The sequence below is a fragment of the Humisphaera borealis genome (assembly GCF_015169395.1).
Taxonomy (GTDB): Bacteria; Planctomycetota; Phycisphaerae; order Tepidisphaerales; family Tepidisphaeraceae; genus Humisphaera; species Humisphaera borealis.
The window spans coordinates 6,845,008-6,866,115 of the sequence record NZ_CP063458.1; the positions used below are offsets into that span (position 1 = coordinate 6,845,008).

12 protein-coding genes, 1 tRNA gene and 1 pseudogene are annotated in these 21,108 nt (G+C 61.0%); 12 read left to right on the forward strand and 2 right to left on the reverse strand.

Annotated features, from left to right (window positions below; genetic code table 11):
* Nucleotides 1–19 precede the first annotated feature (19 nt).
* Complete coding sequence (locus tag IPV69_RS25795) at nucleotides 20–862, reverse strand: 3-keto-disaccharide hydrolase (protein WP_206292609.1); 843 nt, start codon at nucleotides 860–862, stop codon at nucleotides 20–22.
* Between the two features lie 356 nt (nucleotides 863–1,218).
* Between IPV69_RS25795 and IPV69_RS25800 the strand changes: the two genes are divergently transcribed.
* From IPV69_RS25800 to IPV69_RS25855, 12 genes are all read left to right on the forward strand, one after another.
* Entirely contained in the window at nucleotides 1,219–1,737 is a 519-nt protein-coding gene (locus tag IPV69_RS25800; protein ID WP_206292610.1) for a sigma-70 family RNA polymerase sigma factor, read from the forward strand.
* Nucleotides 1,734–2,699, forward strand: coding sequence for an anti-sigma factor family protein (locus tag IPV69_RS25805; RefSeq protein ID WP_206292611.1), 966 nt, complete (start codon nucleotides 1,734–1,736; stop codon nucleotides 2,697–2,699). Before IPV69_RS25800 ends, IPV69_RS25805 begins: the two co-directional genes overlap by 4 nt.
* Nucleotides 2,700–2,758: 59 nt before the next feature.
* Nucleotides 2,759–4,045: a DUF1552 domain-containing protein gene (locus tag IPV69_RS25810; RefSeq protein ID WP_206292612.1), complete on the forward strand. Its 1,287-nt coding sequence runs from the start codon at nucleotides 2,759–2,761 to the stop codon at nucleotides 4,043–4,045.
* Between the two features lie 28 nt (nucleotides 4,046–4,073).
* Nucleotides 4,074–8,096, forward strand: a complete 4,023-nt coding sequence (locus IPV69_RS25815) for a DUF1592 domain-containing protein (protein WP_206292613.1) — start codon at nucleotides 4,074–4,076, stop codon at nucleotides 8,094–8,096.
* Nucleotides 8,097–8,139: 43 nt separating this feature from the next.
* Nucleotides 8,140–9,399 (forward strand): DUF1552 domain-containing protein, encoded by a 1,260-nt coding sequence (locus IPV69_RS25820; RefSeq protein WP_206292614.1) that lies wholly within the window; start codon nucleotides 8,140–8,142, stop codon nucleotides 9,397–9,399.
* An 80-nt stretch (nucleotides 9,400–9,479) separates the two neighbouring features.
* Nucleotides 9,480–12,053: a DUF1553 domain-containing protein gene (locus IPV69_RS25825; RefSeq protein WP_206292615.1), complete on the forward strand. Its 2,574-nt coding sequence runs from the start codon at nucleotides 9,480–9,482 to the stop codon at nucleotides 12,051–12,053.
* A gap of 4 nt (nucleotides 12,054–12,057) precedes the next feature.
* Nucleotides 12,058–13,521, forward strand: a complete 1,464-nt coding sequence (locus IPV69_RS25830) for a DUF1501 domain-containing protein (RefSeq protein WP_206292616.1) — start codon at nucleotides 12,058–12,060, stop codon at nucleotides 13,519–13,521.
* Nucleotides 13,522–13,538: 17 nt separating this feature from the next.
* Nucleotides 13,539–14,633 (forward strand): GDSL-type esterase/lipase family protein, encoded by a 1,095-nt coding sequence (locus tag IPV69_RS25835; RefSeq protein ID WP_206292617.1) that lies wholly within the window; start codon nucleotides 13,539–13,541, stop codon nucleotides 14,631–14,633.
* 47 nt (nucleotides 14,634–14,680) lie between these two features.
* Nucleotides 14,681–17,233: a DUF1592 domain-containing protein gene (locus IPV69_RS25840; protein ID WP_206292618.1), complete on the forward strand. Its 2,553-nt coding sequence runs from the start codon at nucleotides 14,681–14,683 to the stop codon at nucleotides 17,231–17,233.
* A gap of 417 nt (nucleotides 17,234–17,650) precedes the next feature.
* Nucleotides 17,651–17,722: transfer RNA gene (locus tag IPV69_RS25845), tRNA-Gly, on the forward strand.
* Between the two features lie 120 nt (nucleotides 17,723–17,842).
* Nucleotides 17,843–19,216 (forward strand): tyrosine-type recombinase/integrase, encoded by a 1,374-nt coding sequence (locus IPV69_RS25850; RefSeq protein ID WP_206292619.1) that lies wholly within the window; start codon nucleotides 17,843–17,845, stop codon nucleotides 19,214–19,216.
* A gap of 120 nt (nucleotides 19,217–19,336) precedes the next feature.
* Nucleotides 19,337–20,275 carry a hypothetical protein gene (locus tag IPV69_RS25855; protein WP_206292620.1) on the forward strand — a complete coding sequence of 313 codons (939 nt, stop codon included), beginning with the start codon at nucleotides 19,337–19,339 and terminating at the stop codon, nucleotides 20,273–20,275.
* On the opposite strand, the pseudogene IPV69_RS25860 reads toward IPV69_RS25855, so the two are convergent.
* A pseudogene (locus IPV69_RS25860) lies at nucleotides 20,229–21,071 on the reverse strand (IS5 family transposase). The gene IPV69_RS25855 and the pseudogene IPV69_RS25860 overlap by 47 nt on opposite strands.
* Nucleotides 21,072–21,108: the final 37 nt, after the last annotated feature.

The following is a 21,108-nucleotide window of genomic DNA, read 5'->3' on the forward strand; positions in this document are numbered from 1 at the left end:
CGGCCCGACAGAGCCGCGCTCAAGAACGCGGTGCAATCGTTGCGGCGGCGGGCGTTGCCGTGGCGGCGGGGGCTTTCGGCTGAGCTTTGGGCTTGGCAGGGCCGGGCTTGGCCCCGGCGGGCTTGGTCTTCTCGATCGGGGCCGCGCCGGCGGGTAGCGCCGCCTTATCGAATGCCACCACCCCGCCCTCCGGCAGTTCCTTGAGCATCACATCCTTGATCTCCACCTTCATCGCCGGCCCGCGATGAATCTGAAACGCCACGATTCCTTCCAGCGAGTGCTTGGCTTCGTCGTGATCGACCAGGTCAATCGTGACCTTGCCGTCGAGCTTGTGAACCAGGTGGTTGCCCTGCGCGATGACCGTGTATTCGTGCCACTCGGCGACATCCACCTTCACCGGCTCGTGCTGTGCCACAAGCCAGCGGGTCCCCTTAGGGTCGATCACAACGCTTTGTCCGTTCTGCACGATGATGCCCCGGCCCTTTTCTTCGTAGACCATCGCGTTGTTGGCCGGCGTGGGATGGATGTCGCACTGGTATCCGCCGACCGACCACTTTCCGACGGCGGGCAGCTCCTTGCTGCGGTACTGGATGCCGGTGTTGTTTCCGCTCTGGCGGATCCTGGCCCGAAGTTCAAAGTTCTTGACGACCCCGCCACGCCAGATCAGGAACTGGTTGTACTCGAGTTGTTCCGGGCCAGTTGTCGTTCCGACGATGGTGCCGTCCTGCACGGTCCACAGCTTGGGATTGGCATCCCACCCGTCGAGGTTCTTGCCATTGAACAGCGGCTTGAATCCGTCGTCTGCCCGACCGACGGAGGTGAGAACAAGCAGGAGACTCGCGATCAGTGCAGAAGTTTTCATGGGGTGGGGTTTGTGCAGGGACTCGATCGGAAAAGGACGCTCGAACGAAAGTGGCCGTCAGACAACGTGCGAAGTCACCTTCGTCGGCTGAATAACGCTCGACATTCGGGTTTGTTGCATGCAGAGCGCACCGGGACCACTGCAAGCAGAAAAGGTCATGGCGGTTTCACAGACTGGCCCGTGGCAATGCGCGATTGCCTTAGCAAGGTCACGCACCAGCTGGGCATGCCCGGCCAGAAGCAGGTCCGACTCGCCGTGAGGATACCTCTTGAGCCCCGAACTCGATATTCGGAACCCCCTCGGCTACGCCAAATCGATTGCTAAGGTTTCTGCCCTTCAGCTTATTCTCCCAGGGCATGGACGACGATCGCCATCAGCAAGTGCTCCAACTCTTTGTCCGCCACCAGACGCGGATCAGGGGGTTCATCGTCTCTCTGATGGGGGATTTCACGGCGGCAGCGGATGTTGTGCAGGAAACATTCCTCGTTGTGCAGCAAAAGGCAGCGGAGTTTGACGTCAACTCGAACTTCCTGGCCTGGGCGTTTCAGATTGCGCGGTTTCAGGTCATGAAGGCGCAGGCGAATCGCAGTCGCGCCGCCGATCGATTCTCCAACGCCGTGCTGGAATCTTTGTCAGCCAGCGCGCCGGCGGAGCCGTTCGATAACTCGCGGCTGGCAGTATTGCCGCATTGTCTTGCAAAACTCGCCCCGCAGGCCCGGCGGATCATCAACCTGTTCTACCAGCACGAACACAAGCCACAGGCAATCGCCCGCATCTTGGACTGGACGCCGGCGGCCGTCAGCGTGGCCTTGTCGCGCGCCCGTCGGCTTCTGAGGGATTGCATCGAGCAGCAGACCAGAGGTCAGATGTCATGAAAGACGATCGACTAGACGACCTGATCGATGCGCACCTTAACCACGCGATGGATGACGACCAGCGGCAGGAGCTGGAAGACCGTCTCCTTAATTCTTCGTCCGCGCGCGAACGATTCTGGGTGCTCGCGCAGACGCACGCGCTGCTGCATGAAGGACTTCAACAGGATGTATCGACGATCGATCACAAGCCCGCTGTCGCTTCCCGCTTCGCCCGGCTGAAGTGGCCTGCATTCTCCACGGCCGCAGGCATCGTCCTCGGGCTGCTCTTCGGAATGCTGACATGGGCAATCGCTTCACCCGGGGCGGTCGCTACCGAATCGCAACTGCTCACCCTGGTCGATGGAAGCTTTGAGACTTTGATTGGCCGACTACCGTCGGGCTTCCCTCGGGCCTTGGGTATCTGGAGCGGCGATGAGGCAGAAACCGTGCGGGCAGATTCGGTGAGAACGAAACACGGCAGCCAGTTGCTTCGCTTCGTTCGTGCAGAAGGGGATGAGGCCGTGCCGAATAGCCCGGCAACCTCCTGCGATGTATTTCAACTTGTGGATCTTCGAGGTCTCAGCGGAACCCTGGGCGAAAGCGAGGCGACTCTTGAACTGTCGGCATGGTTTCTGGATGCCCGACCAATCCAAGGCGACTCCATCAGGATGAGCTGTCGCTTGTTTGTCTTCGCCGGGGATCACAGATCACTTCATGCGCAATGGCCGTTGGTCCTGAAAGAGGCCTTGGCCAGCGGAACCGACAGTTTCGACAGCCGGGGTGGAACACCGCAGGATTGGCGATCGCTAACGGTTAAAGCGGTGCTGCCACCGAACGCGGACTTTGCCGTGGTGCAGTTTGTTGCCGGTAAGTCGCCGACCCGCCAGGACAAGCCCTCGGAGTTTGGCGAACAGTATCTCGACGATGTGCGGCTTACGGTAAAGACGCAACCCAGACTACCTGTGCGGCATTCTCAACCCTGAGAGATCAACCAATGATCGATACGTCAGGTATGGAGTTTGGAAGAAGATAGGAATTTGCCATGCAACGCGCTCTGACTCGACGCCACTTCCTGCGCAGCGCCAGCACCCTTGTCGCGCTGCCGGCGCTGCAATCCTTCGGCTTTCGTCGATTTGCAGCGGCGGCTGCACCTGTCCCACGACCCAAGCGGGCCATCTTCCTCAACTTCGGCTGGGGCGTGACCAATGAAACGTGGTTCCCCGATGTGAAGCAGACGGGCACCGAGTACGACCTGCCGCCGGGTCTGGCGCCTCTGGCTCGTCACAAGTCTGATTTTACGGTCGTGCAAGGCCTGGCGAACAAGTATGCCAATGAAGCGCACTGGGGCAGCACATTCTGGCTGACCGGAGCCAATCGCTACGCCGAGCCGGGACAAAGCCTGCACAACAGTATCTCGGTGGACCAGGTTGCGGCTGCTCAGCTTGGCCGGGAAACGCGATTCTCCTCTCTCCAGCTCAATAGCGTGGATGTGCCGAACTCCGGTCATGGCCCGGGGCTTTCACTGGCGTGGGATATTCACGGCAAGATGGTGGCGGGTTTAGATAACCCTGTCATCGCATACCACCGGCTGTTTTCGCCGGATGACACGCCGCTGGTCCAGCGGCAAGCGATGCTTGCACAAAAGCGAAGCGTTCTAGACGCGGTCCTCACGGATGCAAAGGACCTGCAGCGCGGCCTGAGCAAGTCGGACATCGACAAACTCGACGAATACTTCCAGAGCATTCGCGACATTGAAACACGCCTCGGAAAAGATGAACAATGGCTGCAGGTCCCCAAGCCCGGCGGATCGATGAATGAGCCGCGGGCAACTCTGTCGGGCCGCGATGAAGTGCAGATCATGTACGACCTCATGGTCGCCGCGTTTCAGACCGACAGCACCCGAGTGATTACATATCGCCAGCCGGTGGGCACGCTGCTCCAGAGCTTGAACATCAAGGTGGCGCCCCACGACATGAGCCACTATTCGCCGGGCGACCGGATGATTGCGTCTCAAAAGCGGGACGTGGCCCAGAGCGAACTGCTGGCGGGACTGATCGACAAGCTCAAGGCCGTCAAAGAACCGGATGGTTCGCGACTCTTCGACCAGACCACCGTCGCTTACGGCAGCAATATCCGCACGATCCATTACCTCGACAACTGCCCGACGCTCATCGCTGGCGGCGGCGCCAACTTGAAGCTGGGACAGCACATCGTGCTCCCGAAAAACACGCCGCTCTGCAACCTGTGGCTCACGATGCTTCACGGCCTCGGCCTGCAAGCCGAACGTCACGGCGACAGCAGCGGCGTAATCAAGGCGCTGCAGGCCTGATGCAAAAACGCGATCAGCCGTATTCCCCATGCGACATTCACATCTGATCACAAGCCTTCTCACCGGCGTCCTTTGCCTGGCGTCCGCGGCAACGGCGGCCGAGACGCCGCACGCGCGGCTGGACGAAAAGAACCGAGCCTTTTTCCAGAACTATTGCGTGCAATGCCACAACGCTGACAAGCAGAAAGGCAACGTTCGCCTCGACGATGTGCCGTTCATCCTTGACACCGTGGAGCGAGCGGACCTGTGGCAGAAGATTCTCAATCAGATCAATTCGGGAGAGATGCCGCCGGAGGATGCAAAGCAGCCCGACCGCCTGGCCAAGACCGAGTTTCTCGATTCGCTTTCACACGCGCTGATGACGGCGCGGCGCTCGATCGGCGATTCCAGCGGGAAGATCACGATGCGGCGGCTGAACCGGCGCGAATACAAGAACACGATCCGTGATTTGCTCGGCGTCGATATCAATGTGCGGGAACTGCCAGCGGATGGCGGCGCGGGAACATTCGACACGGTGGGCTCGTCATTGTTCATGTCGTCAGATCAGTTCGAGCAATACCTCGCCCTGGGGCGGCAGGCACTGGACGAGCACTTTGCGCGGTTCGTGTCGCCGGCCGGTGCGGTGTCGCGACGGTTGCACATCGAGGCGGAGGAGAAGAATGCGAAGATCGCGCAGTCGCTCGCGCGGCGCACGGACGCGCATGCCCGCTATGTGAAGTGGACGTCGGCGGTGGATGCCGCGGCGCAAAAGCCCGAGAACGCGGAAGCCGTGAAGAAGATTCGCGGGGAGAAGAAGGGCGATGACGCGCACTTTTACTCGCAATGGCAACGGCTGAAGGACGCGCCACCGCCGACCGAGCTGGGTTTTGTGGATGTCGTCGCGGCGCGGCATCAGGGTCTCAGCGATTGGGAGCACTATGTGCCGCATCACAAGGCATACGTGGATCATGCCGCGACAAAGACGGGCGCGCTCCTGACGGTCGAGGATGTGGAGGTAAATCCGTATCAGGCCTTTCGCATTCCCGGCGACTGGCCGGCGGGCCGCTACGTCGTGCGAGTGCGCATCGCGGCAACAAAAGACACTCCCTCGTCGCGACATTTCGTGGAGTTTGGCTCGCAGCACGACAGCGGGGTGCGCGCGGTGATGAGCAGCCATCAGGTCGCCGGCACGATGGACCAGCCGCAGGTGCTGGAAATTCCGGTGGAGTTCTCGCCCGCCAAAGGGCGCGGCTTTTTCTTCCAGGAGAAGGGCACGTATCAGTCCGAGGACGCGGCACGTGACCTCTTCAACGAAGCGAAGAAGCGCAATGGCATCGGACCCGAGTTTGCCTTGTGGATCGACTGGATCGAGGTGGAGAGCGCCGCTTCGGCCGCCGCGGTGCCGGCAACACCGACAATGACAAGAACGATCAAGGAGCGGCGCGAGGTCGAGCTACACGCGAACGCAATGGTCGGCGGCACTTACAACGGCTACTTCAAAGGCGGCTACGAGGCGGCGACGAAATTCCTCCAAACCGGCATGCCGCAGAAAGGCATCCCGGATGAACAAGAGGCGAAGTTTCGCATCCGGGCCTTTGAGCAGCAGGGGCCGACGTTTGAGCGTTACCTGGATGATCCGCTGGCCAAGACCGGCGCATATTTGACGATCTACAACGTCCACAAGGAGGAAGTCATCACGCTCCCGCCGGACCAGCCTTCCGGCTGGCTCAAGACGAAGCACGCGGTGGAGAACGTCGAGCCCGGCAACTACATGCTGCGTTTCCGCATCGGCGCGGTGAAGAACACGCCGAAGGAGCGCCACTTCGTCGAACTCGGCGCCCGGAAGGACAAGGACGACTTCGGCTTGATGCAGACATTTCAAGTGAGCGGCACGACCGAAGCGCCGCAGATCATAGAAGTGCCGGTGGGCATCAGCGCCGACAGCCCGCGCACGTTTGTGCTGCGCGAGAAGCGCGACGTGAAGCTCGATCACGAACTCTTTATCGCCGCGCAGACAGCCACCGGCGTCGGACCGGTCCCCGCACTTTGGATCGACTGGGTGGAATGGGAAGGGCCGCTCCTGAAGCAGGCGCCCGTGGCAAAGACCGAGCGCATCGAGGTTGAGAAAAAGACCGACGAGCTGACGCGGCAGATCATTTACATGGCCACGCAGCACAAGAACTTTGAGAAGTGGCAGGCTGCGGGAGCCGTCGAGGCGGATTTGCCGAAGTTTGGTTTCCCCACGCGCTATCACGCGGACTTCCGCAATTTAGTGTGGGAAGGCAATCACGAATGGTTTCAGAAATATGTGGACCGGCCCGAGGCGAAGTCGGGCATGTTTCTCGACAACACAATCAATGAAACCAGCGAACTGGTCACCGACTTGCCGCCCGATACTGCGACCGGCGAGTACGTCATGCGCGTGCGCATCGGTCGGGTACCGGACATGCCGGCGGAGCGGGCGTTCCTCACATTTGTCGAGGCCAGTCCGGTCGATAAAGACGACCGCACCTTCCTCGCCAACAAGCAGGTCACCGCGACACTCGACAAGCCGCAAGTTGTTGAACTGCCCTTCAAAGTGCGCCCCGGCGGTCCGAGGAAGTTTGTCCTCTTCGAGAAACGCCCGCTGAAAAAGGAAGGCATCAGCCTGCCGGGCCGCACGCGCGCGATGAAGGATCCGAAGGAACGCGAACCTGCCCTGTGGATTGACTGGATTGAATACGAAGGGCCGCTGAACAAGAGTGACACCATGGGTGGGGTCGAGCCGGTGCTTTTCGCCAACACGACAACTGCGAGCGAGCACGATCAAGCGCATTCGGTCATAGCGACCTTCGCGAAGCGCGCCTTCCGCGACAACCCCCCAACCGATGAGTACCTCAACAAGCTCACCGCGCTCTACGACACGCGTCGCAAGGCCGGCGATGCATTCGATGTGGCCGTAAGAACGCCGCTCAGTGTCGTGCTCGCGTCGCCGCGGTTCCTTTATCTTAGCGAGCTCGGGGAAGAGAAGAAGCCGCGCACCCTCACTTCGTTGGAGTTCGCGACGCGCCTCTCGTACTTCCTCTGGAGCGCGCCGCCGGATGAAGCGCTCCTCGCGTTGGCACGCAGTAGCGATTTAATGAATCCCGACGTGCTCGTGCGCGAAGTCAATCGCATGATCGCCAGCCCGAAGGCCAATGAGTTTGTCAGCGGCTTCGTGCATCAGTGGCTCGGGATGGAGCGGCTGGACTTCTTCCAGTTTGACACCCGGCAGTTCCGCGATTTTGACGAAAGCGCCAAGGCCGCCGCTCGGCGTGAAGTATATGAGACCTTCGCGCATGTGTTGCGCACGAACGGCAGCGCGAGCGATTTGCTCAAGTGTGACTATGTCATCGTCAACGGCCTGCTCGCAACCTACTACGGCATTGACGGCGTGAGCGGCGATGAGTTTCGCCAGGTGCCGCTGCCAGAGGGCTCACCGCGCGGCGGTCTGCTCGGGATGGCCGCAGTGCTCGCGATGGGCAGCAACGGGGAGCGATCGAGCCCAGTCGAACGCGGCGCGTGGGTCCTGCGTAAACTCTTGCACGATCCGCCGCCACCCGCGCCACCAAACGTCCCGCAGATCACCCGACTCAACGGCCAACCCCTTACTACCCGGGAACGCCTGCTCGCTCATCAAGCGGAACCGCAATGCGCAAGCTGCCACCGCGCCATCGACCCCATTGGCTTCGGACTGGAAAACTTCAACGCCGCAGGCAAGTGGCGCACCGAAGACAGCTTCCAGGCCCTAGATGCCAATGGCCGACCGGCCCGGAACGGCCTCAAGACCTGGACCATCGATCCTTCCGCCGCTTTCCACAAAGGCCCGGCATTCCGAGACTTCTTCGAGCTTCGTGACATCATCGCGTCCAGGCCCGAACCGTTTGCCCGCGGACTGACCGAGAACCTGATTTCCTACGCGCTGGGTCGGCCGTTTGCGTTCACGGATGAGGAACTCGCCGCGAGTGTCGTTGACGGGGCGAGAAAGAAGAACTTCGCCATGCGCGAGCTGATACACGCGATCGTCAGCAGCAGGGAGTTCCGAACGAAATAGCCCGGAGAGTGCGCTTTATTCGGGTACTCCATCTCTCAGCATCATGATTCACGCACCCGTAACTCGCCGTCACTTTCTCCGCGCCGCCGGCGCGGTCCTGGCGTTGCCGTTTCTGGAGTCGCTGGCATGGGGAGCGGCGCCGGCTCCGCGACGGATGGTGTTCGTCATGACGAACATGGGGGTGATCCCGCGCTACTTCTTTCCACAAAAAGCGGGACGAAACTTCGACAGCACACCCTATCTCGATCTGCTCAAACGCCACAGCGATCGTCTCACCGTTTTCAGTGGCGTTTCGCATCCCGGCGTGGATGGAAACCACTCCTCGGAGCGCAGCTTTTTGAGTTGCGCTCCGCATCCCGGCTCGAGCAACTTCAAGAACAGCATTTCGGTCGATCAGTTTGCCGCCGAGCAGATCGGCCCGCAAACCCGTTTCGGCTCTCTGGTCCTGACCGTCGGAAGAGACCACATGGGAACGCCATCGACAACGCGCGACGGCGTGCCGCTGCCGGCCGAGCGCAGTCCGTCCGGCCTGTATCGCCGATTGTTCGTCCAAGGCACGCCTCGGGAAGTCGAACGGAGTATTGACGACCTGCGAAAGGGCCACAGCATCCTCGATTTTGTCCGTGAAGAAGCGCGTAGCATGGAGAGAGGCCTTTCGTCGCCGGACAAGGAACGGCTGGACCAGTATTTTACGTCGGTGCGGGAGCTGGAGCAGCGGCTGCAGCATGCCGAAGCGTGGGAGCGCAGGGCTAAGCCCGTCGTCCAGGCACCAATGCCGAAAGACATTCCGGACGATGCCGAGGTGGAGGCCCAGACCAATCTCATGTTCGATACGATGCGCTTGGCGCTGGAGACCGACAGCACCCGAATCGTCACGGTGAACCTTGGCCCGCTGCTCATTACCCCCAAGATTGCCGGCGTCAAAAATCAGACCCACGCACTCACGCACCATGGCAATGACGAGGCGAAGATCGCCGAGTTGAAGAAAATCGAGGAAGCTCAGTTCCGAAGTCTCGCCCACCTGCTCGACGGTCTGATCGGCGTGAAGGAGGGCGACGGTACGCTGCTCGACCAAACCATGTTGCTTTACGGCTCCAACCTGAGCAACGCCAACGCGCACGACACGACGAATCTGCCAATCCTGTTCGCCGGCGGTGGGTTCAGGCACGGCCAGCACCTGGCCTTCGACAAGCGAAACAACAAGCCGCTGGCAAACCTGTTTGTCACAATGCTACAGCGCATGGGAATTGAGACCGACAAGTTTGCCAGCAGCACGGGGACGATGGCAGGGTTGGATGCGTAAGGAGTCGACCGAAGGTTATATGGTCCCACATGTTTAGACGGACGCGTTCGCCACGGCTGAAGCAGGAGGATAGTTTGCACATGAAGCACGATCTATTCACCATCTCCCGCATCGCGTGCATGGCTTGCATCGTGGGCATGTTTGCTTCATCCGCTGCCGCCCAGGTGGATTTCGACCGAGAGATTCGACCGATCCTCGAGAACCGCTGCGTCGAGTGTCACGGCGAGAAGAAGCAGAAGGGTGATCTGCGTCTCGATACCAAGTCTCACGCCTCTAAAGGCGGCGAGAACGGGGCCGTGATCGTCGCGGGAAAGAGCGTAGAGAGCGCGCTCTTCAAGCGCGTCGCAAGCGCCAACAAGGACGAGGTGATGCCGCCCAACGGCGAGCCGCTCAGCGCGGCGCAGATTGTCCTGATCAAGCGATGGATCGACTCCGGCGCGGTGTGGCCGGAGAGCGCGGCGGACCAGGCGGCGAGCGTGGACAAGCGGCTCCAGCACTGGGCCTGGCAGCCCATCCGGCGACCCGCGAACGGCAGGTGCGTCGACGACTTTATCACCGCAAAGCTCGCGGAGACACATCTGACGCTCAGCGCGCCGGCAGATGCACGCACGCTGGTGCGTCGGATGTATTTCGATGTCACTGGTCTGCCGCCGACTCCTGAGCAACTCGAATCCGCAATCCACGATCCGCAATCCGAGATCGAGAAGCTGCTCGCGTCGCGGCGCTTCGGCGAAAAGTGGGCACGGCACTGGCTCGATGTGGTGCGTTTCGCGGAGAGTGATGGCTTTGAGATGAACCGCGCTCGCGCGAACGCGTGGCCTTATCGCGACTACGTGATCGCGGCCTTCAACGACGACAAGCCCTACGATCAATTCATCCGCGAGCAGCTCGCGGGCGATGCGTTCAATGCGGATGCGGCGACCGGTTTCCTCGTCGGCGGTGGCAAGGATCGCGTTGGCTCGAATGATCCCGTGCTAACGACAAACCAACGCGCGGACGAACTGCACGACATGGTGAGTACCACGGCGGCGACGTTCCTCGGCATTACGCTGAACTGCGCCCGCTGCCACGATCACAAATTCGATCCGATTCCGACGAAGGATTACTACGGCTTTGTCGGGATGCTGCAGGGCGTGCAGCACGGGGAACGGCTGTGGCGAATGAGCGTAGAGGCGCCGGAGAAGGTGGAGGAGAAGCAATCGTGGCCGGCCGTCGTAGCGGGGCGGAACGACGACAATTTTCCGCCGACGAACGCGCGCTTCGTGCGATTCACGATCACCGCATGCAGCTCGGGCGAGCCGTGCATCGATGAACTCGAAGTGTTCAATACCGACGGCGAGAACGTGGCGCGCGGTGCGAAGGTCACGGTGTCCGGCACCTTCGCGAATGGCACGAATGCGAACCACCAGGCAAAGTTCCTGAACGACGGCCAATACGGCAACGCTCGAAGCTGGATCAGCGAGAGGAAGGGTGGCGGCACGGCGCAGTTGGAATTCGCGAACACTGAGCAGATCGATCACGTGAGCTGGAGTCGCGACCGCAGCGAAGGCGGGCCGAAATACAAGGACCGGCTCGCGACCGGCTATCACATTGATGTCTCCGACGACGGAAAATCGTGGCGCACAGTGTCGTCGGATAAACGCCGCGCGAACTCGGCTCCGAAAGGGCCGCAGGTATACGCCGGCACTTTCCAGATGCCCGGACCGACGCGGCGCAATCACCGCGGCGATCCGATGCAGCCGCGCGAGGAGGTCACGCCCGCGGTGCTAAGCATGATCGGGAAGCCGATGGCCTTGCCCGGCAATGAGCCAGAGCAGAAGCGCCGGCTCGCGCTGGCGAACTGGATCGCAAGCGCCGACAATCCACTCACCGCGAGAGTGATCGTGAATCGGCTTTGGCACTATCACTTTGGCACGGGGCTCGTGGATACCCCGAGCGACTACGGTATCAACGGCAGCCGCCCGACACACCCGGAACTGCTCGACTTCCTTGCCAGCGAACTGATCACGCACGGCTGGAGTCTGAAGCACGTCCACAGGCTGATCCTGAACTCGAAAACCTATCAGCAAAGCAGTGCATTCAATGAAGTGGCGGCACGGGTGGACTCGAATACGCGGCTGCTGTGGCGTTTCCCGCCGCGCCGGCTCGACGCCGAGGCGGTGCGCGATGCGATGCTCGCGGTGAGTGGAAAACTCGACCTGACTATGGGCGGACCGGGCTTCGACCTCTTCGAGAGGAATGACAACTACGTGAAGGTGTATGTGACGAAGGCCGAGTGTGGCCCGGCTGAGTTCCGTCGCATGGTTTACCAGAGCAAGCCGCGCACAATGCTCGACGATTTCCTCGGCGCTTTCGACTGCCCGGACGCTGGTCAACCGCAACCGAAGCGCACGTCTTCCACCACGCCGCTGCAAGCACTCAATCTGCTCAACAGCAATTTCTCGCTGCAGCAGTCGACGTTCCTGGCAGAACGGCTAAAGCAGGAAGCCGGCGGCGATGTGACGCGGCAGATCGAGCGCGCGTTTGCGCTAATGTTTCAGCGCAAACCGACAGCCGAAGAATTGCGCGGCGCGCTCGCGCTGGTGAAGCAACACGGCCTGCCGGCGCTGTGTCGTGCACTCTACAACACGAACGAATTCATCCGCCTGAACTGACGCCATGAATCACCTTCTCCACCGCCGCGCCTTCCTCCAGCGCAGCCTCACCGGGCTCAGCAGCATTGCGCTGGCGTCGTTGTTGAAAGACGACGGGCTGCTCGCGAGCGAGCCGCCGGTTCGTCCTACGATCGATCCCGCCCGACCTTACGCACCGCGGGTTCCGCATTTTACGCCCAGGGCGAATCGGGTGCTCATGATCTTTTGCTCCGGCGCGCTCAGCCATGTGGATACATGGGATTACAAGCCGGAACTCTTCAAGCGACACGACACTCCCATGCCGGGTGCGTCAGGACTCATCACCTTCCAGGGCGAGAATGGCAATCTCATCAAGCCGATCCGCGATTTCCGACCGCGCGGGCAGTCGGGGAAGATGCTCTCCGATCTTCTACCCAATCTCGCAGAACTCGCCGACGACATGTGCTTCATCCACTCGATGACGGCCAAGTCCAATACTCACGGCCCCGCCGAGAACCAGATGGGCACGGGCTACATCCTTGACGGCTTCCCGAGCTGCGGCGCGTGGGTGACTTACGCGCTTGGCACCGAGAATCAGAACCTACCCGCATATGTCGCGATTCCTGATCCGCGCGGCGTGCCGCAAATCGGGCCACGACATTGGGGCAGCGCGTTTCTACCAGCGGCGTTTCAGGGCACGGCCTTCAATGCACAAAAGTCGATCCCCAATCTCGCGCGACCCGCTTCGATCAGCGAAAACGCTGATCGCGAAACGCGAGATTTCCTACGCCGGCTGAATGATCAGCACCTCAAGCAGAATCCCGGCGACAGCGATCTCGCCGCGCGCATTTCCGCTTACGAACTCGCCGCGCGGATGCAGCTTGCCGCCGCCCAGGTCAGCGACCTGAGCACCGAGTCCAAAGCCATGCAGGCGTTGTACGGCGTGAACGACCCGAACGTGAACAAGGCGGGATTTGCTCGCAACTGCATCATGGCGAGGCGGCTGATCGAAAGCGGCGTACGATTCGTGCAGCTCTTCAACGGCTCTTACGCGATGGGCGAGGGCGTGGGCAACTGGGACGGGCACAGGAAGATTCACGAGCAGTATGCAGTCCACGCGCCCATTCTCGACCAGCCGTGTGCCGCACTGATCAAGGATCTCAAGGCGCGGGGTCTGCTTTCCGACACACTCATCGCTTTCGTCACCGAGTTTGGTCGCATGCCCACATTTCAGAAAGGCGCGAACGGCCGCGATCACAACCCGAAGGGCTTCAGTGTCTGGCTCGCCGGCGCCGGGGTGAAACCCGCATTCAGCTACGGTGCGACGGATGAATTTGGCTACCAGGCGGTGGAGAATGTGACGTCAATCTACGACCTGCACGCCACCATGCTCCACCTGCTCGGCCTAAACCACGAGCGACTCAGCTTCTACAACAACGGAATCGAGCGCCGTCTGACCGACGTTCACGGGCGCGTTATCACGGACATCCTCGTTTCCTCCGATCGATGAATGAAAGGCAACCTGCAATGAGAATGCTACCTGTCTGCGCGCTGTTGATGTCAGTTGCCCTGGCGACTCCGGCAGTCGTTGCGATCGAATATCCTTATCATACCGCCGAGCCCCAGAAGACCGGCTGGCCGCTGACCGCGGAGGAGCGCGCCTACGTCGTAAACAAGCCGGAGTATGACCGCCGGCCAGGGCGCGAATCAAACAAGCATCTTCCGGCGCTCTGGCCGGTTGTTCCAAGCGCAGGGTTCTGGGGCGGGACGAGTTGGCTGGATACGCACGCGAAGCTTGTGGACTACGTGCAGGCGAACAAGGGGCCGATCGACGTCCTGCTGGTCGGCGATAGCATCACCCAGCAGTGGGGCAGCCCGCTGGATAAGGGGGTGCTCAACGATGCCTGGAAGAAGCACTTCGCGAACTACAAAACCATCAACATCGGCATTGGAGGCGACAAGTCACAGAACGTCCTCTGGCGGCTGGATCACGGCGGTGTGGAAGGGCTGGAGCCGAAAGTCATCATCTTGATGATCGGCAACAACAACATGTTCTTTACACCGGAAACCGGCGTGGAGGCTGCCGCCAAGGGCGTGCAGATGTGCGTGGCGAATGTCCGCGAGAAGTTTCCCAATGCCGAGGTGATCGCGGCACAGATTCTGCCGTGCCATGCGCCGGGCGTCGCCTTTTATGAGGACATCAAGAAGACCAACACCGCGATCACCGCGCTGAAGCTCGACAGCGATCCAAAGGTGCACGTGATTGACCTGTGGGGCGATTTCACCAATGCCGATGGCACCATCAAGAAGGCCCTCTTCACGCCCGACAACATCCACCTCTCACTGGAAGGCTACGCCGTCTTTGCCGAGCGATTGAAGCCGTTGCTCGACAAGTTCATCGGCGGCAAGGGGCTCGGTGGCGACGTGGTGATTCCCACGAAGAAGGCCGCCGCCGCCGCTTCGCCCGACATTGCCGATTTCGCCGGCGACTTCATCCGCCTGGATGGGACTCTGAAGTCTGAGCTATATGCCGACAAACACCTCCACCCCAACGAGGCTGGCTATGAGATTCTCGCGAGCAGACTCAAGCCGTTGATCGAGAAGGCATTCGGCGGCAAGTAAACATGCGATATCTGTCACCAATCTTGGCGCTGTTGCTGGCGGCGCGCTTGACGCCAAGCGCCACGGCTGCGCCACCTCCGGCCGCCTTTCTGGAACAGCACTGCTATAGCTGCCATGACGGCGACGCGAAGAAAGGGGGGATCGACCTCACGGCGTTGAAGTTGCAACTGGATGACCGTGACGCGTTCCAAACCTGGGTCAAGGTTCACGACGCCGTCGCGAACGGCGATATGCCGCCGAAAAAGAAGCCGCGTCCATCTGAAGCCGATTCCAGTAGATTTCTGGCCGATCTCGACAAAGCACTCGTTGCCGCGGACGAATCGCGCATCGCGCGCCAAGGCCGCGCGACCTTTCGTCGGCTGACACGAGTGGAGTATGAGAATGCGGTACGAGACCTGCTCGACTTGCCGCATCTCGAGATCAAAGAAATCCTGCCCGCCGATGGCTCCCGGCACGGCTTCGATAAGGTCGGCGAGGCGCTGGACCTGTCGCACGTGCAACTGGCCAGGTACCTGGAGGCCGCCGACCGCGCATTGGATGCAGCGATCGCCACGCGTGTCACACCGCCGCCGGTCGTGAAACGAAGGATTTACCCGACGGAATCGTTCAAGTTTCACATGAATCTCAAGCTCGGCAGCGCCATCCTTCTGAAAGACGGGCAGCCCGATCCGATCTGGCCCGTGGCGAAGGAAAAGCACGATGCGCCGGACATGGCGACGATCAAGTCGCCGGACTTCTTCAAGCTCAAGCAATCCGTTGCGCTGCTGACGCCCAATCTTGAAGGCTGGCTCAAGAGCATGACCTTCGCCCCGATGTTTGCGGGCAAGTACCGACTTCGGCTCTCGACATGGAGCTTCCACTGGAACGCCGGGAAGATCGAACCGCTGCCCGCGCCGCAGGCGGTTCGGCTGTATGTGCATCCTCGGACGCTCGGCTACTTCGATGCCCCGTCACTCGCCCCGACGGTCCACGAGATCACCCCGTGGCTGGAGATGGGGGACGAGGTCATCTTTGACCCGGCGTCGTTCTTCTGGACGGGCCTGCAGATTCACCAGCGCAAGGGTGGCGGCGGCTTGCACGTCGGGCCGGCGGTGGTCGTGGACTGGATGGAGGTCGAGGGACCGCTGTACGAGCAATGGCCTCCGGAAAGTCATCGCCGTCTGTTTGGTGACCTGCCGCTGAAGCCGTTCGACGCCGCGACCGGTCTCAAACCGCCCACTCACGCGGCACCCGTTCAGAAGCTGGGCTATGGTTGGCCCAAGCCCTGGGAGATTCCGCCCGGCGACTCCAAGCCACAACCGCTCGTCACCGTGGCCAGTCCCGCACCGCTGGAGGACGCGAAGCGGCTGCTGGCAAACTTCCTCCCGCGCGCGTTCCGTCGTGATGTGAGCGACGCCGAGATCATGAGGTATGTGGGTCTCGTCCAGCAGCGCCTGGAGAAGAAGGACTGCTTCGAACTTGCGATGCGTCACGCCTACAAGGCTGCTCTGACGTCCACTCAATTCCTGTTCCGCAAGGAAGCCCCCGGCACGCTAGACGATCTTGCCCTGGCCACTCGGTTGTCTTTCTGGCTGTGGAATTCCACGCCCGATGCCCAGCTGCTCAGCCTCGCGAAGCAGAACCAGCTGCACGAGCCTGAGACGCTTCACGCCCAGGTCGAGCGATTGCTCTCAGACCCGCGCAGCGATCGCTTCATCACGGAGTTCCTCGATCAATGGCTCAAACTCCGGGACATCGATGCGACCGATCCCGACCAGGCTCTCTATCCGGAATACCATCTGTATCTGAAGGAATCGATGCTCGCCGAATCGCGGGCCTTCTTTCGCGAACTCATCGCAAAGGATTTGCCAGCCGTAAACATCGTCGCGAGCGACTTTGCGATGCTCAATCAGCGGCTCGCCGGGCATTACGGCATCAAAGACGTTGTCGGTAACGCGATCCGTCGAGTGCCGTTGCCGCCCGACAGCCACCGCGGGGGCTTTCTCACCCAGGCCTCCGTTCTGAAGGTGACCGCCAACGGCACGGTATCGTCGCCCGTCGTGCGCGGGGTCTTCGTCACCGAGCGCCTCCTCGGCCGTCCTATTCCGCCCGTTCCGCCAGGCGTCGCAGCGATCGACCCCGACACGCGCGGCGCCACCACCATCCGCGAGCAGCTTGCCAAGCATCGCACTGACGCCAGTTGTGCAGCTTGCCATTTGAAAATGGACCCGCCCGGTCTGGCCCTCGAGAGTTACGACGTCATCGGCGGATATCGCGACCGGTATCGCTCCCTCGACAAAGGAACGTCCGGCGGTTTCAAGTTCCCCGACGGCCAAGGCGTGCGATACAAAGCTGGCCCACCCGTCGATGCCAGCGGCGAAACTGCGCAGGCGGAGCCCTTCCAGAACTTCGCCGACTTTCAGCGGCTTACCGTCGCCAAGCCCGAGACGGTCGCACGGGCCTTTGCGGCTCAGATGATCACGTACGCGACCGGTGCGGAACCCGGGTATGCCGACCGCCGTGAGGTCGATCGGATCCTGTCGGAGACCAAGGCGCAGCAGTACGGCATCCGGTCGCTGGTTCACGCCGTTTCGCAGAGCCGACTGTTTCAACACAAGTAGCGATAGCGGCAGAGACGATCTGGTTCGCCTGCTCGACGCACCGGTAGATCGTTCCGCGGAGCGTCTCACGTTCTGTGTCAATGACTTCTGCGGTTGCTTCGATCGGCTGCAAACCAAGCGGCCGCTTTGCTCGACTTATCGCCTTTGCTTCGTCACGCTCTGTGTATCGCGCTTCGCCGCCTTTGACGATGACGCGCCACCGCCGGTCGGCTCCACGGCTCAGGCCGGCGATCCGCTCGGCGGTGCTGGAGGTATAGGTTTTAGCGGGTCGTCCGGAGGGCATCGCAATATCTACGTTGCAATCTCTGGATGTGCCGTATAATGCCTCCTTCAGACGGCTACTCGAGAAGTGTCGAAAATGATGTCGTAGATTCAAAGGCGTTTCTTGTAAGCGTCTGATATAAATAGGCTTCGAATGCGGGCGTAATTCAGTGGTAGAATGCCAGCTTCCCAAGCTGGACGTCGAGGGTTCGAATCCCTTCGCCCGCTCTTAGATAACTCAAGCCGAATCCAATACTTGGATACCTTCCGACGGTCGGAAGAGCGGCACGAAGAGGACGGGTTTTTCTGGGTGATCCAGAGAAACCGAAAACCCTCGGAGTGTTCGCCATGCCCCGACCGAAAGCTACCCACCCCGCGTACTGTCTGCACCGCCGAAGTGGTCGCGCCTACGCCACCATCGCCGGCAAGCAACACACCTTCCCGGGCCCGCACGGGTCTGATGAATCTCGCTCTGCATACGACCTGCTGATTGCCCAATGGCTAAAGGGCGGACGCGTCTTGCCCGCCGTGAAGGGCGGCACCGGCCCCACCGTGTCGATGATCGCTTGCGACTTCTGGCGCTATGCGGAGAAGCGATACGTCGCCGCCGACGGCACCCCGACCGGCGAGGCGGAGAACTACCGCTACGCCCTGCGGATCCTCCGCAGGCTGTACGCCAACGTGCCGGCGGTTGAGTTCGGGCCGAAGAAACTAAAGGCGCTTCGAGAGTACGCGTTGATGGACCGGACGGAGCAGGACGATGAGGGGCGGGAAGTCGTCGTCGCGGGATGGTCGCGCACCTACTGCAATCGGCAAGTCGATCGCATTCAGAACATCTTCCGCTGGGCCGCGTCGGAAGAGCTGATTCCCGTGGCCGTGTCTCAGGCGCTCGATACCGTGGAATCACTCCGCTACGGCACCTCGGGCGCTCGCGAGACGGAAGCCGTCGTCGGTGTCCCTGATGCCCTGGTCGACGCGACGTTGCCCTTCCTTCCGCCGTCCATCGCCGCCGTCGTGAAACTCCAGCGCCTTACCGGCGCTCGCGGTGGGGAACTGCTGAAGCTTCGGACCTGTGACATCGACATGACCGGCGACGTGTGGAAGTTCAAGCCGGCGGACCACAAGACAAAACACAAGGGCAAGGTCCGCGTCATCCGCTTCGGGCCGCAGGCGAAAGACATCCTTACCGAGTTCCTCCGCCCCGATGTCCAGACCTACCTCTTCCGCCCCGTCGACGCCAACGCCTGGATGATCGAGCAGGCGAAGAAACGAGCCGCGGACCGGAAGGCACCCCCGCCGACGCCTTCACGGTTGGCGCGGCTGGCCGATCGGAACGCGGTCGAGTTCCGTCCGAAGTACGATAAGAACGCCTACGCTCTGGCCGTCGCCCGTGCCTGTGTCGTCGCCTTCCCATTGCCGGGGGATCTGGCCCGCGTCAAGGTACCCTGTTTGAAGTCGAACGGCCGACGTCACCTTCGCTGGGAGACGCCCGAGGAATGGAAGGCCCGATTGGGCAACTGCTGGCTGGAAGTGATGCGGTGGCGTGACGATCACCATTGGCACCCGCATATGCTGCGCCACGCCAGCGCATCGAAGATCCGGCGGGAGTCCGACCTGGACGCGAGCCGGATCATCCTGGGACATTCAGAGCAGGCGATGACCGAGCATTACGCCGAGGTTGATGATCGCCGAGCTGATGAGGTCATCGCCAAGCTGGGCTAGAATCAATTCCTTGGGCCGGCGGACTACTAATTACCCGTCGCAATGCCCGTACAGCGTCGCCGCGCTCGTCACCTTGCGCGGCGCGCGGGACGGGAAGCCCTGCTTTCAGAGAGGTGACCCATGCTCGATGAGCGTGACAACTTGCTTTCTTTGGCGAATCAATTGGACATACTTGATGAGTTACTTGATGAACTGGAAAGGTCCCGGCCGCACCGTCAAAGGCAGATTCCCGACGTGATAGCCGACGAGCGTAGTCGAAGAATTCTCAAGAGTTGTCTGGAAGAGCAGGCCAACCCTGATCCGGAATACGAAAGGGCTGCAAGCGAGTGGTTCCGCAAGGATGCGGAGCGACTAGCCAATGCGCGGAAGCCCGCCGGGAATGCTTATCCGAAGCGGTCAAAGAAGAAGACCTCACCTGTTCTCTTACAGGACGATCCACTCTCGCCTGAAATTTCTCGCTTGGTCGTCTATGTCGGCGACAATTGCGAAAAAATCCGTCGCTTGAATAGGCTTATCCGGAAGGCCGATACGATGGATCAATGCAACGATCGCTTGAGCAAGTTGCGAGACTTTGTCGTGGCTACCGTAGGAATGGCGTTGAAAGACCTTAAGTCCGCAAGGCTGCTGATGCCCGAGACCTTAGATGCGATGTTTCGTGGGATGTATAGCGCGCTCGCTGGCATCAACACAACGCTGGTGTACTGTGACCTTTCCCGGCAGCCGTTGCCGTTGTGTCCCAGGTTGACATCGCCAAGCTGGAATCACGACGCGTTACTGGAGGCGTCGGAATTGTGGAAGAAGCGTAGGTCCGTTATCGCCAATTCCCGCCGACGCATCAGGCAATTCTGGCAAGAGGGAATGGACCTAGCGATCGCTGCGACGTCGAGTGACGCTCCTCGGATACCCCCTGCGATTCCTTTCCCGACCGCGATTGCCGATGCTGATAATTCGACTCAGCACATTCCCCAGGACAAGCTAATCTCGCCGAAGCAGCAGGCCATCGACATCGGTATTAGGCTCTGTCTAATGGACCCAGAATCCTCAAGTATTTCAGCATGATTCCGAGTTTTACGAAGCCAAGGAAGCTTAGTCCGAGCTTTTCGTACCGGGTGGCCAGTCTCCGGCACTCTTTCAATCAGCCCACGGCCTGCTCGATGCGGGATCGTTTCCGGTAGGTTTTCTTGTCGAAACGTTCGCCTATGGGGCGTTTCTGGTTGCTCTTTCGCGGGATGACCGGCTCGATGCCGCAGTCTTTGAGGAACTCGCGAGTTGATTCGTAGCTGTATCCCTTGTCGCCTGCCAGTTGATCGGGCCAGCCGATCCGACGAGGTCTGCGGACACTGTGGATCAGGTTGTGGAGTTGCGTCGATTCGTGCGTCTGACCGGCCGTGAGGGTGGCTCCGAGGATAAGGCCCTTGCCGTCAGTAACCAGGTGGAGTTTCGATCCCCATCCGCCGCGGCTGCGGCCCAAATGGTGGTCGTCGGGTTCGAGGGTGTCGAGCGGGTGCTTTTTTTTGCGAGCACCGGCCGCGGCCCGGCCGGCGCGGATGTTCGTGCCGTCGACCAGCCACAGGTCCCAGTCGATCTTGCCGGCCTTGTCCAGTCGGATCTGAAGGGCCTTGAGGATCTTGTCGAAGGTGCCGTCGCGACGCCAGCGGTTGAAGCGTTGGTTGACCGTTCCGAACTTGCCGTAGCGTTCGGGCAGGTCACGCCAAGGAGCGCCCGAGCGGAGAATCCAGAGCATGCCGTTGAGGACGGTGCGATGATTGAGCCACTTGCCGCCGCGAGCCTGCCTGGGAAACAGGTCCTTGAGAAGGGCCCATTGATCGTCCGTGATTTCGTAGCGAGCCATCAGAACCTCCGTGTGGAGGCAGCATGGCATGCAATAATAG

Excerpts from the sequence above, each read along its gene's own strand:
- IPV69_RS25830 (WP_206292616.1), top strand. The coding sequence starts at position 12,058 with ATGAATCACCTTCTCCACCGCCGCGCCTTCCTCCAGCGCAGCCTCACC.
- IPV69_RS25855 (WP_206292620.1), top strand. The coding sequence starts at position 19,337 with ATGCTCGATGAGCGTGACAACTTGCTTTCTTTGGCGAATCAATTGGAC.
- IPV69_RS25825 (WP_206292615.1), top strand. The coding sequence starts at position 9,480 with ATGAAGCACGATCTATTCACCATCTCCCGCATCGCGTGCATGGCTTGC.
- IPV69_RS25805 (WP_206292611.1), top strand. The coding sequence starts at position 1,734 with ATGAAAGACGATCGACTAGACGACCTGATCGATGCGCACCTTAACCAC.
- IPV69_RS25820 (WP_206292614.1), top strand. The coding sequence starts at position 8,140 with ATGATTCACGCACCCGTAACTCGCCGTCACTTTCTCCGCGCCGCCGGC.
- IPV69_RS25800 (WP_206292610.1), top strand. The coding sequence starts at position 1,219 with ATGGACGACGATCGCCATCAGCAAGTGCTCCAACTCTTTGTCCGCCAC.
- IPV69_RS25850 (WP_206292619.1), top strand. The coding sequence starts at position 17,843 with ATGCCCCGACCGAAAGCTACCCACCCCGCGTACTGTCTGCACCGCCGA.
- IPV69_RS25795 (WP_206292609.1), bottom strand. The coding sequence starts at position 862 with ATGAAAACTTCTGCACTGATCGCGAGTCTCCTGCTTGTTCTCACCTCC.
- IPV69_RS25810 (WP_206292612.1), top strand. The coding sequence starts at position 2,759 with ATGCAACGCGCTCTGACTCGACGCCACTTCCTGCGCAGCGCCAGCACC.
- IPV69_RS25835 (WP_206292617.1), top strand. The coding sequence starts at position 13,539 with ATGAGAATGCTACCTGTCTGCGCGCTGTTGATGTCAGTTGCCCTGGCG.
- IPV69_RS25815 (WP_206292613.1), top strand. The coding sequence starts at position 4,074 with ATGCGACATTCACATCTGATCACAAGCCTTCTCACCGGCGTCCTTTGC.